Below are 25,660 nucleotides of genomic sequence, written 5' to 3'. Positions count from 1 at the left end.
TCCTCCAAAATAAAAAAGACTGTTTTTACTGAAAAATAATATTTACCTGTCCTACCATTGTAGGACAGGTAAATACTGTATTTTATTATTCTACCTCTATAATCAATGGATTAGCTAATAATATGTCTTGACTTTCAAAGCCATCCCATACTAAGCCTTTGATTATATAATCTCCTTTTTCCGGGATTAGGAATCCTGCTCCCATATTTTTATCTTCTGATGCTTCTAATGTTTGTTTTACGTAAGAGTAGTTTATCATCTTATTTGTATTTTTATCGTATAGTACTATTATGAATGTAGCTGTTTTACTTTCTTTGCTGTTATTTTTTATGTTTATTTCTAGTCTTGCTTCTGTACCTTTCTTTATTGGTTCATTTCCTACTCTTATTATTTTTATTTCCTCTGACTCTACTGTCAATTCTATTGTATCTGTTATTGCTTCATACCCTTTTACTTTTACATTTATTGTTACTTTTCCTACTTTCTTTGCTGTTACTAATCCGTTTTGGTCTATTTCAGCTATACTGCTATCTGAACTATTCCATATCAGATTGAATCCTGTAACCAATTTATCTTGTTTATCATATACATTCGCATTAAGCTTTAGCTTGCCATTTTCCTTTATAGTAGTAGAAGACGCTTGTATTTCTATCTTTGAAGGTTTTGTTTCTTCTAGTCCTATTTCGTTGAACATTGATTTTCCTCTATATAAATCTGCTAGTGCCATAAATGCTTGTTCTGTTGACATATCTATGTCTGTACCCCATTCTGATACATTTTTGAAATGATCGTCTTCTTTAAAGGATAATAGTGAATCCAGCATTGTGTTTTCATTCTTAATCCAGCTTTCTGATAGTGGATCTTCTCCGACCGCTACTAGTCCTTGTATTACAGCTGATACTGAGTATGGGTTTTCTTTACCGAAAGCTACAAATCCACCATTACTTGTTTGACTTCTTTTTAGATATTCTATTGCATTGTTAATAGATGCATCTACTCCTGATATGTCTCTATGTTTTCCAAGAGCCATTATACTCATTGCTGTTTCATCAGGTCCTCCAAAGCTTCCATCTCTATCTTGATATGATAATAATGCTCTCACTGCATTATTGACATCATATTTTCCATTAGCCATATCTAATGCTAAAATGCTGAATGCTACTGTTGTTGCATAATCATCATATTTGCCTATCATGAACTTACCGTCTTTATTTTGTGACTTTACTAATACCTCAACATAATTTGTACCATTATAGTCTTTTGGATTCTTTCCTGCTGCTATTAATCCTATTATGTTTCCTACATAGTCTGATGCACTTTGAGGATTACCTTTTACTTTATATTTTTGTTGTATTATTGAAAGATCATTTTCTAAATCTTCACTTGTAAATCTATACCCTATTGCTTCTCTAAATGTAAATTCTTTATCTTTTGAATAGTAGCCTCTCAAATCTTCTATTGCGCTTTCTATTCTTTCTTGATCTGTTTGCTCTTCTGATCTTATTGTCAGTTGTATATTATCAGATATGCTTGTATTTTTAGCTACAGCAGCTGTAATAGTTACTTTGCCAAGCTTTAATGCTGTCACAAGTCCTTTGTCATCTATTGATGCTATCTCTGTATCAGAACTGCTCCATATTACATCTTCACCAATTAATAGGTTTTCATTAGCATATACTTCCGCTTCTAACTGCAACTTTTCATTGACTTTCAACTCATTTTTTTTCACTTCTGTTATTACAATCTTAGTCGGTACACTTATTTCACCCACAACAATTGTTATTGGATCTGGAGTAATAAAGTATTGGCTTGCTTCAGTTCTTGCAGCAGATATTTTATATTCACCTTTTGATTCAAATATAATAGTTGCTTTTCCATTTGCATCTGTTAATACTGGCTTGTCATTTATCTTATATATTTTATCATTAACGCAAATAGCAGCATTTTTTACTACTTTATCACTATCTAAATCCTTCAATGTAAATTGAACCGCTTCATTCTCGTCTACTACATTTTTACTAGGTAAGAGCTCAGTACATATACCCTTATTGTAATCTTTTACATAATAAATTAGCACGTTATCTTCATCTTTAAGTTCTACATCTTGCATATAAACATCAGGCATCTTACCATTTACTCTAAACATCCATCCTGCTGAACCTTTTGTATCATCCTCACCTATTTTACTTAAGAAAAAGCTTGTTATATCAACTTGATTTTTATCTAGTACATCATATCCTTCTAATTGAAGTGCTTTTATTACTGCATGAGCCGCAGTTGGATTAACTAATGCATCTGGTCCCATATCTACTGTTTGTGCATATGGATTCATATTAAAGTTGTCTACTTTTATTTTCGCTTTTTCAACTACAGTTTTATTATATCCTTCAATTCGTACATAAACGTATGCTTCTTTCTTTGGAACAATGTTGAGTTCTATTCTTCCCTCTAAGCTTTCATTATCTTCAAGTATAGCACGTATAACTACTGTGCCTGAAGACATTGCTGTAACTTCACCTGTATTTGAATCAACTTCTGCTATGTCTCTATTAGAACTAATCCATTTGAAAGATTTACCTTCTATCACATCATCATTATCATCTAAGGCCTTGGCAGTAAGCTTAGTTTTATCTCCAGGTCTTAGCCCTTTGTCTAAGGTTTCAACTCTAATTTGTCTTATAGAACTATTTGTCACACTTATAGATAAACTATCTTCAAGATCACTATTTTCTAACTTAGCTGTAATAGTTACTTTTCCTGGTAATTTACCTAGCACAATTCCATTTTCAACAGTAGCTATGCTATCATCAGAGCTAATCCACTGAACTTCAACATCTTCTATTATTTTGTTATTTTTATCATATACCTTTGCATTTAGCTCTAAGGTTTTTCCTAAATATAGAATAGTATTGTCAGGTTCTTCAATTTCAATACGAACAGCATCATCAGCACTTGGACTATCATATTTAATTGCTAGCTTGTCGAACATAGTTTCATTATTGTATAAATCAACTAAAGCTGCAAAAGCTTGATATGTTGAGCCATAATATGCAAATGTATCTCCTTCACCCTTTGAATATCCACTTACCTTAATATCTTCCTTGACAACCTTACTCTTTAGCAATGCATCAAGAACTGTATTGCCATTTTTAATCCATTCACCAGAATAAAGAGGATTTATCCCATTTGCAATTAATCCTTGAATCACACCGCCTATTGCAATAGGGCTGTTTTTACCCTGATACCATCCATCATTGATATCAAACCCGCCATCTTCATTTTGCTTTGCCTTTAAGAAGTTAATAAGTTTGTCTATCTCTTCATTTACCCCTTCTATATCCTTGTGATTAGCCAAAGCAATTAGCGCAAATCCTTCTAATTGTATTTCTCTATAAGTATGAGAGTCTTTTGCTTCTATCATTTCGATTAGTCTTTTCACCGCTGACTCTTCATCATATTTAGCATCTGCCATATCAAGCGCAATAATAGAGTTAACTAGTGCCTGTATTGAATTTTTGTCACTTTCTTTTAAAACAAACTCTCCTTTATTGTCACCTGACTTCATTTGTGATGATTTTAACTCATAAACATAGTTTCTAACTTCGTCCTCGTCAATTACATCATTTCTTGGATCTAGACCTGAACCTATTAAAGAAACTATAGTCTTTGAGGACTGAAAAGCACTATCAGTTTTTGTATATCTAAACACTTTTTCTTTTAATAGTTCCTTGCTCATTCCTGCTAAATTTGCAGCTGGAGCTGCTAAAAATTCAAACTGAGCATATTCTTCATAGTGTTTCTTTAAAAATTCTATCTCAGCTTCTATTCTTTCTTTAATTTCATCATTAACTCCAATTGAATAATACATAGATTTATCTCTATATACATCTGCCAATGCTGCAAAAGCAGTTTCAGTACATTTAAAATCTCCAAATATCTCATCATTAGGAGTTGAAGGTGGGTTTTCTCCATATTCAAATTCTCCATTTTCAAGCTGTCGTTCAATAAGAACTTCTACCATTGTATTACCATTTTTAACCCATGTCATAGGATCAATATCATTGGCAATCAATGCTTGAACTACTGTTCCTATTGCGAATGGATTATTATCATACCCGCTATGATCAAAACCTCCGTCTTCATTTTGCTTAGATTTAATATATTCTAGGGAAGTATTAATTATCTCTTTTACCCCTGATATATTTTTATGTTTTGATAATGCAGTTATAGCTAAAGCTTTTGTCTCTACTTCATTGTATAAGCCATCTTTGTCGTACTTTGTATCATTAAGCATATATACAAGCCTATTTACCGCTTTTTCTACCTCATAGTCAGCATCTGCCATGTCAAGTGCCATGATAGAAAGAGACAATGAAACAATACTATCCTTATCTCCGACTTCATTTACTAAAAACTCTCCATTTTCATTTTGAGCTTCAACTAAATCTCTAACATAATTCTTGTATTCTATTATTTCACCCTCAGAATTCTTTAGTGGATATAGCCTAGGATTTAAGTCTGCCGCAATAATTTCCATGATGTTCTTAGCATAATGTATAGCATAATCTCTAGTATAAAGTCTTAGATTTGATGCTAATTTTTCTTTATTTACATCAAAGTCATTATTTAAATGTCTTAAAGATAAAGCTGACATATAGTCATATGAACTATATTCATCATAAAAGCTGATTAATTTACTAATTGCTGCTTTTACTTTCAAATCAATATTTTGACTTTCATTAACATTAACTGTAATCTCATCAAATATTGATTCATTGTTTTTAAGCTCTGCTCTTATCTTAGCTTCTCCTATACCCAATGCTATTAGCTTTCCATTCTCAATCTTTACTAGTTCAGGCTTTGAACTTTTCCATACTATTTCAGCATCTCTTACTATATTATTTTGGTCATCAAATGCCTGAGCTTCTAAGTCTTTTTCTTCACCTACAACGAGAGTCAAATCTTCTGAGTCTATTTTTATCTTAGCAGCCTCTCCTGCTTCTACATAATTTAGTTCATGATACATAGATTTATTTTTATTTAAATCTGCTAAAGCTGCTAGTGCGTATTGTGTTGTATAATATCCAGGCTGACTAGCTGAAAGAGTAGACTTAAATCTATTACCATCCTTGCATGCTAATATTCCATCTAATAATGTAACCTCATTTCCATATATGTCGTATTTTACCCAATTTCCTTCAAGAGGATTTTCTCCCAAAGCTATTAATGCTTGAACAACAAGAGAAGTATATTCGCATTTTTCTATTAATCCGTTTTCCTCTTGCTCTTCTAACAAGTAATTTTTAATACCTTCTATTACCTTATCTACCCCAGAAATATTTTTATGATATGAAAGAGCTATCAGCGTCCATGCTGTCACTTCAGTATCTGGAGAAGAATAACTTACAGCATAATATTTACCGTCCTCTTCTGTAAGTTTAGCTATCAACGAATCAACTGCTTGTTGCTTGTCATAGCTTGCACTGCTCATATCTAAAGCTATTATTGCTTTTGCAATATATTCTGTATTACTATCTTTATAAAACTTAGTATTAGAGTTCAATATTAAATCAACATAATTTTTCCCATTATAATTAGTTGGATTTTCTCCCGCTGCTACTATGTTCATAATATTTCTTGAATTATTATGAAGAGTATCTGCAGAGTATACATTGATATTAGATAGTATTTTGTCTGTACCTGTCTCTGAATATCTCAGCCCCAGTGATGTAATAAAGTCATAGTTTTTTTGTGTGCTAAAATAGTATGTTGCACCAGCAATTGCTTCTTTTATATTTTCTTCTACCTTTTTTCCTCTAATTATTTCTAAACTTACTGAAGAGGATAACTTGCTTCCATCATTTTTCCCAACAAAAGCTGCTATTGTAGCCTGACCTTCTTTTAGGCCTGTTAAAATACCCTTTTCGTCAATGCTTGCTGAGTCGCTTGGATTAATTGACCACTCTAAAGAAGGATTTTCTATTATTTCATCATCTTTATCATATACCTTTACATTTATCTTTATTTTTTTACCTATTTCTATTTGTGTTATGTTTTTATCAATTGATATTTCTACTTTATTTGGTGTAACTGATACTACCTTAAGTGTTATGTTGTTTTTAACATTAGAATCTTCTATCACAGCAGTAATAACCACTGTACCTGGACTAACTGCTGTAACTAGACCAGTATTACTATCTATATTCGCAATAGACGGTTTATCTACAGACCATGTGAACTTTTGCGAAGGCACAAATTTATCATTTTCATCGTATGCCTTAGCTGATAATTGTAACGTCTTGCCAGCTTTTATTTCAGTATTATCGTCTTGCGATGATATTTCTACTCTTACTGGAGCTCCAGTTTCTATTTTTATATCCTTGAATGTCGATTTTCCTGTATTAACATCAACAGCAGCTATAAAAGCTAATGCTGTTACTTCGTTGTTGATTTTATCATCATCTATGTTTTCTTTAAATCCATTTTCTAGTTTAAGCTTCAAAAGAAAATCTAGCATTGATAATCTATTACCATGACCATCTATCCTAATCCATTCGTCTGAGCTTATATCTTCACCTAAAGCAACCAATGCTTGAATGGTATATGCAATAGTTTCACAATCTGTTTTTATATCCCACTCATTATATTGTTCCTTTATATATACCTTTGTTTTGTCTATTAAATCTTGTATTCCATTTTTGCCAGTATGATTTGAAAGAGCAATTATTGCTATAGCAGTTTTCCTTAAATCAGGATCACTTGAATAGGAAGACTTCTTTACAAAAGCCCTATTACCTGATATATAGAACATATCCTTTAACGCTTCTGTGGCTTTATTAATATCATATTCGGCACCTGCCATGTCTAAAGCTATGATGGAATATCCTATGAAGTCAGCTTCATCATCATCTGTATAAGAATATTTACTAGGATTAAAATGACCTTTTTCTACTTGTGAATTAGACAAATATTCCACATAATTTTTATTCTCGTAATCTCTTGGATCTAATCCTAATCCAACTAGTCCCATGATAGCTTTAGAATAGTCAATAGATTTTGAGCCATCCCAACCAGTATTAAAATTCACCTTCGTTATACTAAACTTCTTTTGAATATCCTCTACGTCGAATCCAATTCTATTTAATGCCATAGCTTCAAGATAATCGTATTCTGCATCTTTCTCATAATATGCATTTAAATCATTTATTATTTTCTGTGTTTTTTGTTTGCTGCTTTGTTTTGGAACGACTTTTAAAGTCAATGCCTTTTCTGTAGTAAAGCCATCTATTTTTGCTGTAATTGTAACTTCAGTATCTTCATCTACTTCTTTTGCTTCAGCAAGTCCATTTTTGTCTATGTTTACTATGTTCTTATTAGAGGTGTCCCATACTATTTCTGCTTTATCTATAACAGCACCATCTGCCTCAAAAGCTTTTGCTTCAAGCTTTAATTTGTATCCTGCTTCTATAGTCTTTGCTTCTATTTCCTGCTCTTCAGAATATATTTTTATTTCATTTGGTATTATAGCTAAGATATTCAGTACTATACTCTCTTTAACCTCTTGCTTATTCTGTGATATTGCAGTTATGGTTACTTCTGTATCTTTTTCTACACTTTGTGCTGTAACAAGACCAGTTTGATCAACAATAGCTACATTTTCATCAGAGCTTTTCCAAATAACATTCTCATGCTCTATTTCTTCTCCGTCTTGTTCAAAAATCTTTGCAAATAGAACGATCTTATGTCCGTCTTTTAAAGTTTTGTCTGTCTTTCCTGATGGAAGATTTATTTTCATTTCATAAGGAATTCTTGCCTTTATAGTAATATCTTTAGTTGCAGATATTCCTAAGTTAACTGTTTTAACAGTAATTTGAACAGTTTTGTTTTCTTCTACTTCTATTCCAGTAATAAATCCTTTTTGATCTATTTCTGCAATAGAAGGGTCAGAGCTTGACCACTCGATTTCCACATTAGGAACCAGTTTTCCATCCTCGTCTAGTACTTTTGCACTAAGCTTTATTTTTTGTCCTTCTTTAACACTATCTTGATCATAAATAATCTCTATGCTATGTGGCACAGTACCTATTTCAATACCATATTCATTAAACATAGATTTATTATTCACTAAATCTGCTAATGCTCCAACGGCTCTTGATGTTGCTTTAGCATCTACAGAATAAGATGAAGGAGTTTCTTTAAATCCGTCTTCCTTTCTAAAAGAGCATAATGCATCAAATAAGTTTTTACCATTTTTCATCCATTCTGATGACAATGGATCTTCGTTAATTGAGATTAATGCCTGAACTACAGATGCTGTGGCTCTACAATTTTCCTTTTCATCATATCCATATCCACTTTTGGCTTCAAACGCAGCATTATCATTTTGTTTATATTTTAAATAACCTTTGCATTTTGCTACTAATTGACTAATCTCTTCTATTTGCATATGATTAGACATCGCAATAATTCCAAGAGAAGTCATCTCGATATTATTGTAATCTCCATGACCTTCAAAGCATTTGTTATCTCCAACAACTTTTACTTTTATTTGTAATGCACTTAAAGCTTTTATTTTATCATAATTAGCTCCAGCCATATCTAATGCAATAATTGGTAATATTATGTTTTCAGGATATGTGTAATTATATCCTATCTTGAAATACCCTGAATCATCTTGAGATTTTACTAATTCATCCACATAATTGTTGCCGTTATAATCTCTTGGATTTAGACCTGCTGCTATTAGGGCGATAATATTTTCTGCATAATCTTCAGGATTACTTGTATATGAATTTATTTTTATATTATCTTTTATCGTACTTTCTTCAATACCACAATGCCTTAACGCTAAAGCTGAATAATAATCTAAGTCTCTATCATCAAAATATGCTTTAGTCTCATCTAATGCATCCTTAACCAAATCTGTAATTAATATAACTGATATGTTAGCAGTTTTAACTACATCCTGGCACTGAACTTTGATGGTTGCATATCCTTTGTTCATTCCTGTAACTTGTCCATTGTTTATTTGTACATTGTCGCTTCCATTAACTATTTCCCAAGTTACAACTGAATCTTGTATTTGTTCGTCATCTTTGTCAAACACTTTTGAATGAAGTTCTATGCTTTCACCTTTTCTTACAGTAACCGTATCTTTAACCTCTTCATCATCTAAATATATCTTTATAGATGCTGGTAATCTGCTTACTACTGTTATATCAATACTTTTTGAAATAGTAGCATTTCCTTCTAGCTGTGCTTTTATAGTTGTACTACCCTCTTTTATAGCTGTTATAATTCCATTTTCTACTTCAGCAACAACAGGATCAGCACTTTGCCAGTTTACTTTTTGACCTGAAACAAGCCTTCCTTGATTATCCACTACAGTAGCTTTTACTTTTAGAGTTTTACCTTCTATAATTTCATTAGTATCAACGCTAAGTAAAATATCTGCTGGAGTATCCCCAACCTCTATCATAAGCTCATGGAACATAGAGCTATCTTTTTTCAAATCTGCAAATGCTGCAAATGCAGCTTCAGTAGATTCTTTAACGTATTTCTTATACCAAGGACTATTATTATATGTACCATCACTATTTTTATATTGTAGCAGCACATCTACCATCGTATTGCCATTTTTTATATAATCTTCTGCTACAGGATTTTCTCCTACTGCTATAAGCGCTTGTATTACTGGACCAAGTATCTCTGGCTCGTCCTTGAAAAATCCAGCATCATCTTTTTGTTTTGATTTTATGTATGCTACGCAATTATCTATTAATGCACTTACTCCGTTTATGCTTTTATGATTTGAAAGTGCTGTCATAACAACAGCTGTTTTTTTCAAATCATCACTGCAGCTGGCTTTGCCGTCTTTAACATTTAAGCTGTTTTTCAATACATCAACTGCTTTTTGTTTATCATAATCTCCACTTGCCATGTCTAGAGCAAGCATACAATATGCATGTGTTTCTATGTCACTATTAAATTCTCCCGTGTTAGGATCCTGCTTTTCTATAAGAGTATCAACATAATTTAGCTCCTCACCATTGCATTGAAAGCTCCTAGGGTCTTTGTCACAGGCAATAGCTTCCATTATGCCCTTGTAACAGTTATATACATTTTTTGTTGAATTATATGTTCTTAAGTTTTTTTTAATGATTTTTATGTCATTATCTAAATTATCGCTAGAATGATTATACGCCATAGCTGGTATATAATCTATTTGATAATCTTTATAAAAACCTCTTAATTCATCTAAAGCTGTATCTACTTTTCTCTCTGTTCCATATACATCTTCAGTAACAGTAGCGCCAGCTTCATATGCATAATTACTATCAGCGTATGAGCTGAATGTAGATACTGGTATTAAACTAAGTGCCATCGAAAGTGCTAATACTAAACTTATTATCTTTTTATACACACTACCCCTCCTCAGTAATTAAAATATTTCTTACTCATAATTAAATATAAAGCATGAATCATCTCCTTTTCTAAACTGTTTAAAAATAGTATTGCAAAACAAAAAACCCTGTCCACATAGGATAGGGTTTATAAACACAGGTAAATAATTAGACATAACTGAATAAAACTAAACAAAATTCAGTCTAATTTTAGTCTGTCTAACTTATAAAAATACACCTATATCTTCCCTTACTCTAAGTCGGAGACTCTAAGAAGAGCGTAATGACAGGTCTTCTGGCTTCCGGGTCATCTTCAGAACTAAACCTTCCCACAATTCAACTTGCAGTGGCTTACTTTAGTCTTCATAACCGGTTACAGCTGCGACTACAGCAGGGGCTTTGCACCCCTTTCCCTAAATCAGTACACTATTTTAAAATATTATTATCTTATATTCTTAAATAAACATCCAATAGTTGGATATGTTTCCAATCACATTATAACACTATCAATATATAAGTCAATAGGAAATATAGAAATTTGTAAAGTCAATATATTAATATTATAGATAATTTTTTGTCCTTTCTCTTCACATTTCTATCATTATTCATGACCATTGTATATAATATTTTAAAAATGGGACAACTACTAATATTAATCCTCTATAGGATCTCCTATTAATAGTCATCACAAATTCTATTAATTACCTGCGCAAGAGCGTGAATACTGCAAAGATTAGCCCAAATATTGTCTCATTGAAAAACTTCATTAAAAGAAAATATCTTAATAAGGCACCAATAGGTTCAGATAATCCTGAAAGAAAAGAATATGCAAATGCTTTTTTCCTACTTATTTATTTTAAGCTTATATTCATTTTTATATATTTGTTTACCCTGGTTTATCTCCAGTAAACATATCGTTCCATATTTTACTTTAAATGATTATATTAACAAACTCTATTTTAAATATATCAATAAAATTTTAAAATAGGTATTGACAATATGGTGTCATGAATTTAAAATAGAATAATATAATAGATTAATAAACAAAATAAAACGCTCTTATCTAGAGAGGTGGAGGGACTGGCCCGATGAAACCCAGCAACCGGTGTTCAAAACACAAGGTGCTAATTCCTGCAGCATTATATGCTGAAAGATGAGAGAGGCTGGCTTTTATCGTCATATAACCTCTTTCATTCGAAGGAGGTTTTTTTATTTGCATTAAATTACATTAGCTATATTTTTTAAAATAGACTATTTTTCTATTTGCAGCTTAGTTTGGCTTGTTCGTTTTATTGCGATAATTCAATAAAGGAGTGAAGTAGTTGATAAAAATAACCAATTTATATAAAACATATGAAAGCAAGAATAACAGTGTAAATGCATTAAAAAACATTAACCTTGAGATAAACAAGGGAGAGATTTTTGGCATAATAGGCCTAAGTGGAGCTGGAAAATCTACACTTATAAGAACATTAAACAGATTAGAAAATCCAACTAGTGGAAATATCACTATTGATGGAACTGATATAACAAAGCTCAAGAAAAAAGAACTTATGGAAATACGAAAAACCATAGGGATGATATTTCAACATTTTAATCTTCTTAGCTCAAGAACTGTATTTGAAAATGTGTCATTCCCTCTCGAAATAATTGGATATGATAAGAGCCAGATTAACAGAAGAGTCGAACAATTACTTTCCGTAGTTGGCTTGACAGATAAAAAAGATTCTTATCCATCTCAGTTAAGTGGAGGACAAAAGCAAAGAGTTGCTATTGCTCGTGCACTAGCTAATAACCCAAAGGTTCTGCTATGTGATGAAGCTACATCAGCGCTTGACCCTCAAACAACAAAATCAATTCTAAATTTATTAAAAGAAATTCAAAACAAGTATGGGTTAACAATTGTACTCATAACGCATCAAATGGAAGTAATACGTGAGATATGTAATAGAGTTGCAATAATTGAAGGTGGAGAAATAATCGAACTAAATACTGTAGAAGAAATATTTGCAAAACCAAAAACAGAAACGGCTAAAACTTTTGTATCTCATATTAAGCACAGTTCTCAAGAAGAAATTATATTTCCTAAAATCTCTAATTCTAAGGTAGTGCGATTAAGTTACTTAGGTGAGTCAGCTAAAAAACCTGTTATATCATCATTAATAAGAAAATTCGATATTGATATCAATATTCTCTCTGGTGATATAAATGAACTTCAGTCAACAAGTGTAGGAAATCTAATTATACAATTTACAGGGTCAACAGACGAAATAGAGCGAGCTTCTCAATGGTTAATTGATGAAAATATAGGATTAGAGGTGATTTGGAATGGATAATATGTTTTCTCTACTTATCCCATCTATATGGGAAACAATATATATGGTTTCTGTATCGACTGTATTTGCATTACTTCTAGGCTTTCCACTTGGAGTACTCTTAGTAATAACCGAAAAAGATGGTATTTGGGAAAAACAACTATTGAATTCTGTTTTGAGCACTGTTGTGAACATAAGCAGGTCCTTTCCATTTATCATACTTATGATTCTAGTCTTTCCAGTTTCTAGAATAATTGTTGGAACTACTATAGGAACAACAGCAACTATTGTACCTTTAGCAATTGCTGCGGCACCTTTTGTTGCAAGAATTATTGAAAGTTCTTTAAAAGAAGTAGATAAAGGAATAGTTGAAGCTGTATCAGCTATGGGCGCCTCTACTTTTCAAGTTATTTTCAAGGTGCTCATTCCTGAAGCAATGCCTTCTCTAGTTTTAGGCATAACACTTACAATAATTAATCTAATTGGTTATTCTGCAATGGCAGGAGCTATTGGAGGAGGTGGACTTGGGGATTTAGCTATTCGTTATGGTCTTTATCGCTTTAAAACTGACATTATGATTTCAGCTGTTATTGTTATTATCATATTGGTTCAAGGCGTTCAGACTATTGGTAATAAAATTGCTGCAAGAATTGATAAAAGAAAATAAAGGAGGAGTAATTGTGAAAAAATCATTAGCTATTGTATTATTAATTACTGTATTATTAAGTGGATTTGTTTTAGGTGGATGTCAATCAAAGGACGACAATTCAAACATATTAAAGGTTGGTGCTACTCCTATGCCTCATTCTCAGCTTCTTGAAAAAGTAAAGCCTCAGCTTAAAGAACAAGGTATAGATCTTCAGATTGTAGAATTTACTGACTATGTTAAGCCAAACCTAGCATTAGCAGAAAAAGAAATCGACGCAAACTTCTTTCAGCACCTTCCATACTTAGAAAGCTTTGCACAAGAAAAGAACTTAGAGCTTGTATCACTAGGTCAAGTTCATGTGGAACCATTAGGTCTATATTCAAATAAATTAAAATCTATAGATGAGTTGAAAAAAGGGTCTATTATTGCTATTCCAAACGACCCAACTAATGGCGGAAGAGCACTTATCCTGTTACAAAATAACGGTATTATAAAATTAAATGAAAATGCAGGTTTAAAAGCAACTGAGAAAGATATAGCAGAAAATCCTAAAGGCCTTATATTCAAGCCATTAGAAGCAGCTCAGCTTCCAAGGATACTAGATGATGTGGATGGCGCTGTTATTAACGGAAACTATGCAATAGAAGCCGGTCTTGTTCCAACTAAAGATGCTCTCGTTCTTGAAGGAGCAGATTCTCCTTATGCAAATATTATTGCAATTAGAAAAGGAGAAGAAAATAATACTAAGCTTCAAGCTTTAATTAAAGCTTTACAGTCAGAGGAAATCAAGAAATTTATTGAAAGTGAATACAATGGAGGAGTTGTTCCTGCATTTTAACAAATATCATCTTTATAAAGGAGCTATTTGATCACTCAAGTAGCTCCTTTAATTTTAAGAATTTCTTAAGATTCTATATAAAGATATTTTAAGAATTTCTTATTATAATTAATGCTATAAGATAATCAAAGGAGGACTAAAGTTGAGAAAAATCAGCAAAACTCTTGTAGCATTAGCTTGTTTACTTACTATTCCAATCGTAAGTATATTTTATAATTTTCTGAACAATCCTGGAAATGGAGCTAATGTTTTAATTACAGGCATAGATAGAGCAATTCCATTTATGAAAGTATTTATTATTCCATACGTATCATGGTATTTTTTCATTTTTATTGTCCTTGTGTATTTAGCTTTAAAGGATAAGAATACGTATTATAAAACTTTAATATCATATAACTTAGGTATGATAGTTTGTTTTATAGTATACTTCGTGTACCAGACAACAGTCCATAGACCTAATATAACTGGTAATGATATACTATCCAAGCTGGTTTTATTAATATACAGCAATGATAATCCATATAACTGCTTCCCTAGCATTCATTCATATACTAGTTATTTGATGATGAAAGCAATATTAAAAAGTAATGTCAGAAATATGTATAATACATTAATAATTAGTTCAATTTCTATACTAATAATTTTATCAACCTTATTTGTAAAACAACATGTGGTTTTAGATGCAATTTCAGCTATAATATTAGGAGAGGTAATTTTTAATATAATATATAAATTAGATTTGGAGAGTGTATCTCAATGGAAAGAAAAACTATTCTCGTTGTTGATGACGAAAAAGAAATTAGAGAACTAATAGAAATATATTTAAAAAATGAAGGTTACGATATTATCAAAGCTACTAATGGATTAGATGCTTTAGATATCTTACACAATCAAAAAGTTGACTTAATAATACTAGACATCATGATGCCAAAACTTGACGGCATAAAAGCATGTATTAAAATTAGAGAGCAAAAAAACATGCCAATCATCATGCTATCAGCAAAATCTGAGGATATGGATAAAATCTTAGGACTAAGCAGCGGAGCTGATGATTATGTAACAAAGCCATTTAATCCATTGGAACTAGTCGCTAGAGTAAAATCTCAATTAAGAAGATATACAAAGCTAAATGACTACAGCACTAGTAACAATAATGAAGAAATTGAAGTAGATGATTTAGTTATTAATACTTCTACCCATCAAGTAAAAATAGATGGAAAAAACATTAAACTTACTCCTAGAGAATTTGATATTCTTTTGCTTCTTTCAAGAAATAAAGGAATAGTATTTAGCATAGAAAAAATTTATGAGTCAGTATGGAAGGAGCCTTTTTTGCAATCTGATAATACAGTAATGGTCCATATAAGAAACATTCGTGAAAAGATTGAAGCCAACCCACGAAAACCTAGATACATTAAAACAGTTTGGGGGGTAGGTTATAAAGTTGAAAAATAGATTAAATTTATTTAAAAAACTAAATATTTTTAAGCTTTTAAAAAATATATTTCTAAGTATAAAATCCAAGGTAAAAAAGAATATACGGCTACAACTCATATTAACTATTGCTCTATGCCTAATTGCTTCTGTCATTGTCTTGGGTATTGTAGATAATTTAAACCAAAATAGATATGCTACTATTGACTATGAATCTGGAATCAGAGATATAGACTCAGAGGCAAAGTATATTATTGATAGTCTAACTAGAAACAGTGATTTTGTTAATAACGAAGAATCATTTAAAGATTTTATCAATAATAGGAGCAATTCACAGGGGTTAAAAGTAAGAATTACAGATATAGATGGTAATGTGCTTTATAAATCAGATAACGCAGCTGAAACTAAAATAGACATTTATAGTATCTTAAAAAATGCTATGAATAACAGGTATACTGATAATTATAATGAAGAATATATTGAGAATCGAAAAGAGTTTTATAGCATTTATCCTATAAGTATAAAAAACACAAACGCTTATCTTATAGTTAGCGGAATCCCTGAAGCAAATATAGTTTACTATTATCGAGGCGACGGTTTTTTACCTACAGTTACTGCAATCGCAACTTTTATATTCCTTTTTTATTATATAACAAAGAGAAAAGTAAGATATCTAGAAGAATTAGTTGCAGGAATATTGGAAATAGCTACCGGAAACTTAGATTATCGTGTTAAGGTCAAAAGCCAAGATGAGTTAGGTGCTTTGGCAAACAACATAAACTTTATGGCTATTGAGCTAAGAACAAAAATTGAAAATGAAAGAAAAGCTGAACAAATGAAAAGTGAGCTTATAACAAACGTATCTCATGATTTGAGAACTCCGTTGACTTCAATTATGGGATACTTAAGATTAGTTAAAGATAAAAACTTCAATAGTGCTGACGATCTTGAAAATTACATTGAAGTAGCTTATAAAAAATCAGAAAAGCTCCAAGTTCTAATTGAAGATTTGTTTGAATATACAAAGCTGTCTAATTCAGGTGTAAGCATTGATTTAAAGACTGTCTCAATCAATGAATTGCTTGAGCAGTTAATTGAAGAGCTAGTTCCTATTGCAAGGGAAAATGATATTACTTTCGTTAAGAAAATAAGCGGAGAAAAAATATATGTAGATATCGATCCAGATAAAACTGTACGTATATTTGAAAATCTTCTCATGAATGCTATAAGATACAGCTATAAGCCAGGTATAGTAAAAATATCTCTGTTTTCAGATCAGAACACTGTAACTATAGATATAGAAAATACAGGGGATAATATACCAATAGAAGACTTAGACAAATTATTTGATAGATTTTATAGGGTCGAAAAATCAAGGTCATCAAACAGCGGTGGCTCTGGACTTGGACTAGCCATTGCAAAAAACTTAGTCGAAATCCAAGATGGTAAAATATGGGCCGAATGTGTAGACAATATTATATCTTTTAATGTAAGATTCAAGAGAAACAACTAGCTACAACCCTTTAGTAATAAAACTATTGCAAATCCGATTACTAACAGTATTAGTGACGCTCTTGCATAGTTTCTTATATTTTTATTTTCTACTCCAAAGGCCATAACAAGTAAACCAATAATATTAACAAGAGGAATTCCAGTTATAAATAATACCCCAATCCATGTACCTAGTGTAACAACTTCATCACTATCGTATCTATTTAGATACTCATTTGGATAATTATGATTGTTTGTAGAGTAATCTCTCGGATTATTGTCAAAAGAATTCATTAACGGAAACCCCTTTCAAAGCTTTATAATTTATTATACTAATTACTTCTACTTATAATCACAAAGTCCTTTTAAATTATTAAAAAGACATTCAAAAAACAATGAAATCACCCTCTAATATATCTGAGGGTGATTCTTATATTTTTTATAGACTTCTTAATTTTTTAAGAATTATTTTTTGCTCTGCTGAAGCAACTATTCTTCTTGTATATCCTACTGTATCTGGATTTACACTCATGCTGTCTATCCCTTGCTGTACCAAGAATTCAGCAAACTCTGGGTATTGAGATGGTCCCTGACCACAGATTGATATAGTTTTTCCATATTTATGAGCAGCTTTTATTAATATTGATATTGCTCTTTTAACTGCTTCATTTCTTTCGTCAAAATATCCCATATTGTTTAATATTCCTGAATCTCTATCAGCACCCATTACAAGCTGAGTTAAATCGTTACTTCCTATACTAAATCCGTCTACTAATTGAGCAAATTCTTCTGCTTCAAATACTACTGATGGAACTTCTGCCATTATCCAGATTTTAAAGTTATTGCTTTGAACTAGTCCTTCTGAAACCATGATTTCTTTTACTTTAATTAGTTCCCAAGTAGTTCTTACAAATGGAAGCATTACGTATACATTAGTTAATCCAAACTCTTCTCTTACTTTTTTAATAGCTCTACACTCTAGTCTAAAGCCTTCTTCATATTCATTAGAGATATATCTTGATACGCCTCTCCATCCTATCATTGGATTAGCTTCTACTGGCTCAACTTCGTCTCCACCTTTTAATCCTCTGAACTCGTTTGTTCTAAAGTCACTTAATCTTACTACTATTGGCTTTGGATATATTTCTTGCGCTACTTTTGTAACACCCTCTGCCATCTTGTCTATTAATAATTGTCCTTGACCAGTTCTTAATAGATACATAGGATGTGCACCTACTAGGTTAGTAAATATAAACTCTGTTCTCATAAGACCTATTCCATCGAAAGGAAGGTTCTTATATCTCTGAATCATCTCAGGCTCCCCTAAGTTCATATATATCTTTGTAGCAGTTATAGGAGATAATTGACTCATTATTTCTTCACTAAATCCAGCTGCTGCTGTTGTCTTCTCATTCTTTGCTTGTTGTTTTTCTTGCAATACTTTCCCTTTATATACTACTCCTCTGGTAGCATCAACTGTAACTTCAAGTCCTTCGTTTAATACTTCGCTTGCTTTCTTCGCACCCACTATGCAAGGGATGCCTAATTCTCTTGATACAATAGCAGCATGACATGTCCTACCACCTTCATCAGTTACTACTGCAGCAGCCTTTCTCATTGCTGGGACCATATCAGGATTAGTCATCACTGTTACAAGAATATCTCCATCTTGTACCCTCTCTATTTCACTAATATCCTTAATATTTCTAACTTTGCCACTACTAATTCCTGGTGATGCTGGTAATCCTTTTGCTAACATTTTCAATTCTTCTGTACGCTCTTCAGCTGCCATTTCACTTTTCTCCCCTTTTAAAGTAGTAATAGGTCTTGCTTGTAAGATGTATAACTGTTCAGTATCACTATCTAATGCCCACTCTATATCTTGAGGTGCCTTGTAAAGCTCTTCAATTAACATACCATTTCTACCTAGGTTAGCTACCTCTAAATCATTTAGGCATGGTGATGTTACTTTTTCATATCCAAGATACTCTCCAACCTTGATTTCTACAGTTCCAACGTCATCTATATTTTTTATTACCATTGTGTTCTTTTCAGCTATATTTTTTTCAACTACTGATAGTGTTCCTTTGTCTAAAATATATTCATCTGGAGTTACTATACCTGATACTACTGCTTCGCCTAAACCCCAGCTTGCATTGATCATTATTTGACCCATATCACTTGTAATAGGATTAGCTGTAAACATAACACCAGCAATTCTACTATTAACCATTTTTTGAACAACTACACTTAATGAAACTTCTTGATGGTTAAATCCTTGATCTTGTCTGTAATATATTGCTCTAGCTGTCCATAAAGAAGCCCAACATCTTTTAATATGTCTCATAACTTCTTCTATCCCACCAATATGGAGATATGTATCTTGCTGTCCTGCAAAAGACGCTTCTGGAAGATCTTCTGCTGTTGCAGAGCTTCTTATAGCTACTTGAGGGTTTTCTAAGTTAACTTTTGAACTAAACTCTATATAAGCCTTCTCAATTTCATTTTCTATCTCGGTTGGAATATTCGCTTTAATAATAAGTCCTCTTATTTCCGAGCTCTTAGCTTGTAATTGAGCAGAATCCTCAACATTTAATTGATTAAGAATATTTACTATATCGTATTGCAAATTAGATTTTTCTATGAAATCTGAATATGCTGATGCGGTAACACAGAACCCTGGTGGAACATTTACTCCTTTTACTGTAAGCTCTCCTAAGTTTGCTCCTTTCCCTCCTACTACAGGGATATCTTCTTTGTTTATTTCATTAAACCATTTTATATATTTATATTCGCTCATTGTTTATCGTCTCCTTTATCATTTACTATACTATATATTATATCATATTTAGTTAAATGTGCTATACTTTTTATATTTTTTTTATGTTTATTACATGTTTTTTATTAAGAACAAAAAAGTCTTCTAAAAGAAGACTTTTTCTCTTATACTAATCAATAGCTATCACTGCAGTATCGTTAACATCTGCCCAGTCATATATAAACTTAGCATGGCTTGTATAGTTCCTGACACATTTGTGTGATCTAGGAGTAGTTCCTATAGTAAATAAATATTCTCGCATACCAGGATCTACATTTTCTCCATTCTTCTTGACATAATCAATTGGAACACCATGAATATAAGCTCCTGCAGTAAATCTTGTTCCATAAGGTGCGTATCCACCAAGCTCTTTTGTTTTGTCATTAATATAATAAAATCTATCTCTTTTTTCTAATAGCTTAAAGAATCCTGTCGGAGTTTCAAATTTATTTTGTTCTGTTGATCCTGTTGTAGCTAATGTATACGAAATAAGTGTCCATTTATCGTCTACTTTTTCGAAAGCACCTTGATTTTGATTTAATTTATCTACAACTACTACCTTATTGAGACTATCTATATTATCATCAAATGAAATAAACTTTTTAGGTATCCAATACATTCCTTGATATGCTAAATTTTCAACCTTGAAGTATTCACCTTGCTCATCATGGATAAATACAATCGTTCCATCAGGAAAATATCTAAAGTCTGACATATCTTCTAGACTAGAATATGCAGGAGCACTTTGATATGCCTGAATACCAAACTCATCTATAGCCTTTCCGTCTTTTAGTGGAGGAGAGCCATTTCTATCCTTATAGTTCGATATATATCCATATTTCCTATCAATAAGCTTATCTTCAAGACCTCTAATCGATTGAGCCATTTTATCAAATCTGAATGTTCTTGGTTCACCAGCATTTTTCATTACATATCCATATGCTATTTGCCCTTCTTCCATCCAAGATAACAAGTACCATTCGTCAGTTTTCAGCGCGTCTATATATTCGCCTTTTACTTTTCCTTCCAATTTTACTTTTGCAAAAAAGTTTGCTGATCCTAGTGTACTTGAACTTTTTCTAGGTTCAGTAAAAATCTTTACTCCTTCAGTCGTAACTAGCAGATAATCAAGTGGTATGTCATATTCAGCATACCTTAAATCTACATTTATATAGTCTGGCACCTTGGTATTATATCTTTCTATTAAGATACCTGTATTAATGTTATCTGAAAGCTTTTGACTATTAAACCCCTTCGTATTATCTTTTTTAGAATTGTTTTGATTTAATATAATGTCTTTCTTTTCTTTACCATTTTTTACTGCATCATCTGTCATCTTCCTATCTACTTCAATATCGATATGATTAATATCAGGCTCCACATCATCTCTATTTGTTATGTCCTGACCACCTTCTCCACCTTCATTGGGATTAATGTTTGGTCCTTTTTTCTGAGAATAGTCTGTATTTGGTTTTTCAGGTTTATTATTTTGTCCTATTGAACAAGATGTTAAAATCAAAATAAGTATTAATAATAATAAAGTAATTTTTTTCATCATTTACACCTCCCGATGTATTTAGTTTATCCAAAATTGATGAAAAAAGTATTAGAAAGTGTATATTGACAAAAAAATCATTTTTATAGTGAATATTGACTTTTTATGAATTCAAGCTATATAGTTAGAATTAAGTATTACAACACAAACATTACTGTACAAGGAGGATATCTTCTTGATTAATAAAATTAGTATTATAAAAAAAGAAGAGCATAAAACGAGCAAATGGTCAGGAGGCACTACAGCACAGCTATTAATTTATCCAGAAGAAGCTGAATATGGTGAACGAAACTTCAAATGGAGGTTAAGTTCCGCTAAAGTTGATGATGAAGAATCTACATTTACATATTTGCCAGGAATATCAAGGATAATAATGATTATTGAAGAAAAGCTTCGGCTTGAACATGAGGGGCATCACACTATTGAATTAAGTGCTTTTGAACAAGACAGTTTTAAAGGTGAATGGACTACAAAAAGCTATGGAAAGGTAACTGATTTTAATTTAATGATGTCTAGTGGATGCTGCGGAAATTTACAGTCTATTATTTTAAAAGAAAAAGTATCTAAAAAAATAATATTTACTAATAAAGTTACCGGAAACTACTCAACAATAACAGATGTATTCTATATAGTAAAAGGGAATCTTGAAGTCGTTACAGAATTAAACAAAATGTATAGACTACAACAAGGCGATATATTCGAAATAACTAGAAAATCCTCAGAAAATACATTCTGCTTTAACTTCAATAATGTCGAATCATGTGATGTTAAACTAATAAGAACATCAATATACTACTAAAATTCATCTTAGAAATATCTAGTATACATTTTTCAAATGCATATTGAATAACTGTCTAAGGCATAATAATTTCGCTAATGTTATTGACATTTAGTAACTTTATGAATAAAATCTATATATAATAAAATGAATAACATTTTTTAGGTGCCCTGTAATAAGGGAGAATAGGGAATCGAGTGAAAATCTCGAACGGGCCCGCCACTGTAAAGGTAAGCCAATACTAATATGCCACTTCTTTATTGAGGGAAGGCAGTACTTTGGTGATGAACCTAAGTCAGGAGACCTGCCTAAGAACTACTAAGCCGCTTCGTGTGAAAAAGCAGGCCTAGGTGAGGATGATGGAAAATCCACGCCATTTTTGGTGTGGATTTTTTTATATTTTAAAATAGGAGGAATATATATGAAAATATTAAATGAAACTCTACAAAAAATAACAGTGTTAAATCAAGAAGCAATGCATGAAGCAAAAGAGAGGATAGATAATTTGATTAAGCCTCAAAGAAGCTTAGGAAAATTAGAAGATATAGCTGTCCAACTATCTGGAATAACAGGAAAACTTCATCCGAGTGTTGATAATAGAGCTATAATTGTTATGGCTGCTGATCATGGTGTGTGTGAAGAAGGTGTTGCAGCGGCGCCTCAGGCAGTAACAAAGATGATGACTTCATATATAGCTAATGGAGTAAGTGGTGTTTGTGCACTTGCAGCACAGGCAAAAGCAGATGTTATAACTGTTGATATCGGAGTAATGGAAGATATAGACGATAAAAACGTTATAAAAAGAAAAGTAAAGCATGGTACTGATAATATGACTAAGGGACCTGCTATGACAAAAGAAGAAGCTATTAAAGCCATAGAAGTAGGAATTGAAATAGCAACTGACCAGATAAATAAAGGAAGAAATTTGCTAGGTACTGGCGAAATGGGTATTGGAAATACTACTCCAAGCACAGCAATAATTTCTGTTTTAAGCGGTATTGATCCTAGTGAAATCACAGGAGTAGGAGCAAATCTTCCCAAAGAACAATTAATAAACAAAATAAATGTAATTAAGAAAGCTGTTGAAATAAATAAACCAAACAAAGAAGATGGAATAGACGTATTAGCTAAAGTAGGAGGTCTTGACATAGCCGGTATGGCTGGAGTAATGATTGCTGGAGCTGCTAATAAAGTACCTGTTGTAGTAGATGGATACATATCTACAGCAGCTGCTCTGATTGCAGCAACTATAGAACCTAAGGTTAAACAATATCTGGTTAGCTCTCATGCCTCCAATGAAAAAGGGGCAAAAACAGCTTCTGACTTACTAGGACTACCAACTATGCTTGACCTTGATATGAGACTAGGAGAAGGCAGTGGTGCGGCGCTTGCTTTTAACATAATAGAAGCTGCTGCATTTATGAATAAAAAAATGATAACCTTTGAAGAAGCAGGAATTGGTGTAGTATAGAAGTAAAATTATATATACAAGAAATAGATATCCGATACATTATCTTCTGTATCGGATTTTCACTATGCCTAATCATTTTTTTAAAAATAACTATAAATATAATGCGATATATGTTTCGATTATGAATAATCTATCCTAGATTAAAGTACTAATTTTCAAAATATTTTTTAAGTCAAAAAATAAATAAGGAAGACTCTTTTCACAGCTCCACCTTTACAACCCTTATACTCAGTTAATTACAACGAAAATCCTTAGAACAGGCTATCTACATCAAATTGATATTCTTATTTGTTTTTATGCATTTCTATACAAAACAAAAGTGTGAACAAAAAGTAGAATCCTGTGTCCGTACTTCTGTTCACACTTCGTCTATTTGTTTTGTAGAGTGTAGACATATCCTCTAGAATAGTTTCTGCCGTTTATATCTTCATTTACACCTATTACAGTACTTAATTAGTACTAATTATTATTAACTCTAATGTAAGAATTATAAGTTTGATCACCATCCAATACTCCTTCTGGATCAGTAAATACTATTAAATCAACAAAATAGTAACCATAATAGTTATAAGAACTTGAACTGCCTACAGTTGTTATTCCAACTAGAGATTGCATATCACTAGTATATGAATCTAAGCCCATTGATTGAGGCTCAAATTCATACTTTACGAAAGAATCATTAATTCCGCCATCTGTTTTTGTTACATCTACTTTTGTACCAAAACTAAAGAGTGTACTAACTCCCCAAGGATATGATACTGAGAATTCTGGTTCATTACTAATGTTTGATTCCGGTACAGTTTTATAAACCGTTCCATCGCTATTCAATATTTTTAAACGAACCTGATCTATGTGTCTAGTTCCTGTACTTCCAGGAATATCTACAATCTCAGCATCTGTTCTAAATTCGGCAAAAGTATGATATTCATCTTGGTCATCAGGTGAATTGGGGTCTTTATATACTACTAAAGAACATCTTACATCTAGTCCTTGAGGATGCGCGTTATAATCTGTTTCTGTACCAGCATGTGTCCACGCTACACCACTTATAGTCATATATGATTCGGCTTCCATAAGAGCACTATAGTCACTTGTAAAAGCTCTATTAAATGTTTCTAGTACAAAATCCTCACTTTCATTACTTACATTGATATTAACATAGTTTCTGCTTCCGTCTTCTTTTTCATAAATAAGTAGCCCAGTTTTATATAACCCCATTTCTTTTAAATATTCGCCTCGCTCTAATTCCTTATCTTTAATTTGCTCTGCAGATAATCCCAATTTATCAAAGTTATATTTACTAATATCTTTATCTTTAATAATGATTTTCTTACCTTCTTCTAACCACTTATCGATTTCTTTTAAATACTTATCCTTTTTATCAATTATAATATATTTGTATTTCTCTGCATCTTCCATTTTATTTGTCTTCTCAATATTTTTTATGAGATTATTATATGTTAAATCTTCTGTCAAATATATACTATCTTTCTCTTTATCTGGCGCCGCTATTACAACAGACGCTAATATAATGCTTATAATAAGAAAATTTATTAAGCTTTTGCTTAAAATTTTCATGTTTACACCATCCTTTTTTATTATTATATTCTCATGATTTTTATATTTTAATTAAGCTATAAAATTTATTTGATTTTAAAAATTTTTTATATTACTGTATGCATACATCTAATTAATTGTTATAATGAAAGTAACAAATAGTCTTTTAACTCTAAGTCGACTTGCTAGGCGGCAGTCCTTTGAGTTTTAAGGCTATTTCTATTTGGATCTCTTATTTTATACATTTCTTCACCTCCCTTGTATAATAATGATATAGCCATTAAGGCTAATACATATTTAACCTTTTCTATACCTAAGTAACTGAAGAAGGTATTCTTCCTTCATCAGAAG

13 protein-coding genes and 3 riboswitches are annotated in these 25,660 nt (G+C 31.7%); of the genes, 8 read left to right on the top strand and 5 right to left on the bottom strand.

What is annotated here, in order from left to right:
* Positions 1–85: 85 nt before the first annotated feature.
* Complete coding sequence (locus HNR33_RS19740) at positions 86–10,423, bottom strand: Ig-like domain-containing protein (RefSeq protein WP_429086938.1); 10,338 nt, start codon at positions 10,421–10,423, stop codon at positions 86–88.
* 248 nt (positions 10,424–10,671) lie between these two features.
* Positions 10,672–10,841: riboswitch (cobalamin riboswitch) on the bottom strand.
* 618 nt (positions 10,842–11,459) lie between these two features.
* Positions 11,460–11,563: riboswitch (SAM riboswitch) on the top strand.
* A gap of 162 nt (positions 11,564–11,725) precedes the next feature.
* Between HNR33_RS19740 and HNR33_RS19735 the strand changes: the two genes are divergently transcribed.
* The 6 genes from HNR33_RS19735 (at position 11,726) to HNR33_RS19710 (ending at position 17,152) form a co-directional block, all read left to right on the top strand.
* Positions 11,726–12,739 carry a methionine ABC transporter ATP-binding protein gene (locus tag HNR33_RS19735; RefSeq protein WP_429086936.1) on the top strand — a complete coding sequence of 338 codons (1,014 nt, stop codon included), beginning with the start codon at positions 11,726–11,728 and terminating at the stop codon, positions 12,737–12,739.
* Complete coding sequence (locus tag HNR33_RS19730; RefSeq protein ID WP_429086935.1) at positions 12,732–13,385, top strand: methionine ABC transporter permease; 654 nt, start codon at positions 12,732–12,734, stop codon at positions 13,383–13,385. The genes HNR33_RS19735 and HNR33_RS19730 overlap by 8 nt, the downstream gene beginning before the upstream one ends.
* A gap of 13 nt (positions 13,386–13,398) precedes the next feature.
* Positions 13,399–14,205: a MetQ/NlpA family ABC transporter substrate-binding protein gene (locus tag HNR33_RS19725; protein ID WP_429086932.1), complete on the top strand. Its 807-nt coding sequence runs from the start codon at positions 13,399–13,401 to the stop codon at positions 14,203–14,205.
* Positions 14,206–14,347: 142 nt separating this feature from the next.
* Positions 14,348–15,016: a phosphatase PAP2 family protein gene (locus HNR33_RS19720; RefSeq protein ID WP_429086930.1), complete on the top strand. Its 669-nt coding sequence runs from the start codon at positions 14,348–14,350 to the stop codon at positions 15,014–15,016.
* A complete protein-coding gene (locus HNR33_RS19715; protein ID WP_429086928.1) occupies positions 14,962–15,660 on the top strand; it encodes a response regulator transcription factor in 699 nt (232 codons plus the stop codon). The genes HNR33_RS19720 and HNR33_RS19715 overlap by 55 nt, the downstream gene beginning before the upstream one ends.
* Complete coding sequence (locus HNR33_RS19710) at positions 15,650–17,152, top strand: sensor histidine kinase (protein WP_429086926.1); 1,503 nt, start codon at positions 15,650–15,652, stop codon at positions 17,150–17,152. The genes HNR33_RS19715 and HNR33_RS19710 overlap by 11 nt, the downstream gene beginning before the upstream one ends.
* Here HNR33_RS19710 and HNR33_RS19705 read toward each other — a convergent pair.
* The 3 genes from HNR33_RS19705 to HNR33_RS19695 all read right to left on the bottom strand — a co-directional run bounded on the left by HNR33_RS19705 (position 17,149) and on the right by HNR33_RS19695 (position 21,503).
* The gene (locus HNR33_RS19705; protein ID WP_429086924.1) at positions 17,149–17,424 is read right to left on the bottom strand and encodes a hypothetical protein; all 276 of its coding nucleotides are present in this window, start codon (positions 17,422–17,424) and stop codon (positions 17,149–17,151) included. The two genes, HNR33_RS19710 and HNR33_RS19705, sit on opposite strands and share 4 nt — an antisense overlap.
* A 145-nt stretch (positions 17,425–17,569) precedes the next feature.
* Positions 17,570–19,930 carry a phosphoenolpyruvate synthase gene (gene ppsA / locus HNR33_RS19700; protein WP_429086922.1) on the bottom strand — a complete coding sequence of 787 codons (2,361 nt, stop codon included), beginning with the start codon at positions 19,928–19,930 and terminating at the stop codon, positions 17,570–17,572.
* Between the two features lie 148 nt (positions 19,931–20,078).
* A complete protein-coding gene (locus HNR33_RS19695; RefSeq protein ID WP_429086920.1) occupies positions 20,079–21,503 on the bottom strand; it encodes a L,D-transpeptidase in 1,425 nt (474 codons plus the stop codon).
* 175 nt (positions 21,504–21,678) lie between these two features.
* Between HNR33_RS19695 and HNR33_RS19690 the strand changes: the two genes are divergently transcribed.
* Together HNR33_RS19690 and cobT are read left to right on the top strand one after the other, a co-directional pair.
* Positions 21,679–22,302 carry a HutD/Ves family protein gene (locus HNR33_RS19690; protein WP_429086917.1) on the top strand — a complete coding sequence of 208 codons (624 nt, stop codon included), beginning with the start codon at positions 21,679–21,681 and terminating at the stop codon, positions 22,300–22,302.
* A 125-nt stretch (positions 22,303–22,427) separates the two neighbouring features.
* Positions 22,428–22,607, top strand: a riboswitch (cobalamin riboswitch).
* Between the two features lie 95 nt (positions 22,608–22,702).
* Entirely contained in the window at positions 22,703–23,752 is a 1,050-nt protein-coding gene (cobT, locus tag HNR33_RS19685; protein ID WP_429086915.1) for a nicotinate-nucleotide--dimethylbenzimidazole phosphoribosyltransferase, read from the top strand.
* Between the two features lie 459 nt (positions 23,753–24,211).
* Here cobT and HNR33_RS19680 read toward each other — a convergent pair whose 3' ends face one another.
* Positions 24,212–25,330, bottom strand: a complete 1,119-nt coding sequence (locus HNR33_RS19680) for a hypothetical protein (RefSeq protein ID WP_429086912.1) — start codon at positions 25,328–25,330, stop codon at positions 24,212–24,214.
* Between the last annotated feature and the right edge of the window lie 330 nt (positions 25,331–25,660).

Origin of the sequence: Brassicibacter mesophilus, from assembly GCF_050433385.1 — a bacterium.
Lineage (GTDB): Bacteria > Bacillota > Clostridia > Tissierellales > Proteiniboraceae > Brassicibacter > Brassicibacter mesophilus.
Note: the sequence above shows the minus strand (reverse complement) of the source record. Positions and strands in the feature narration are given on the sequence as shown.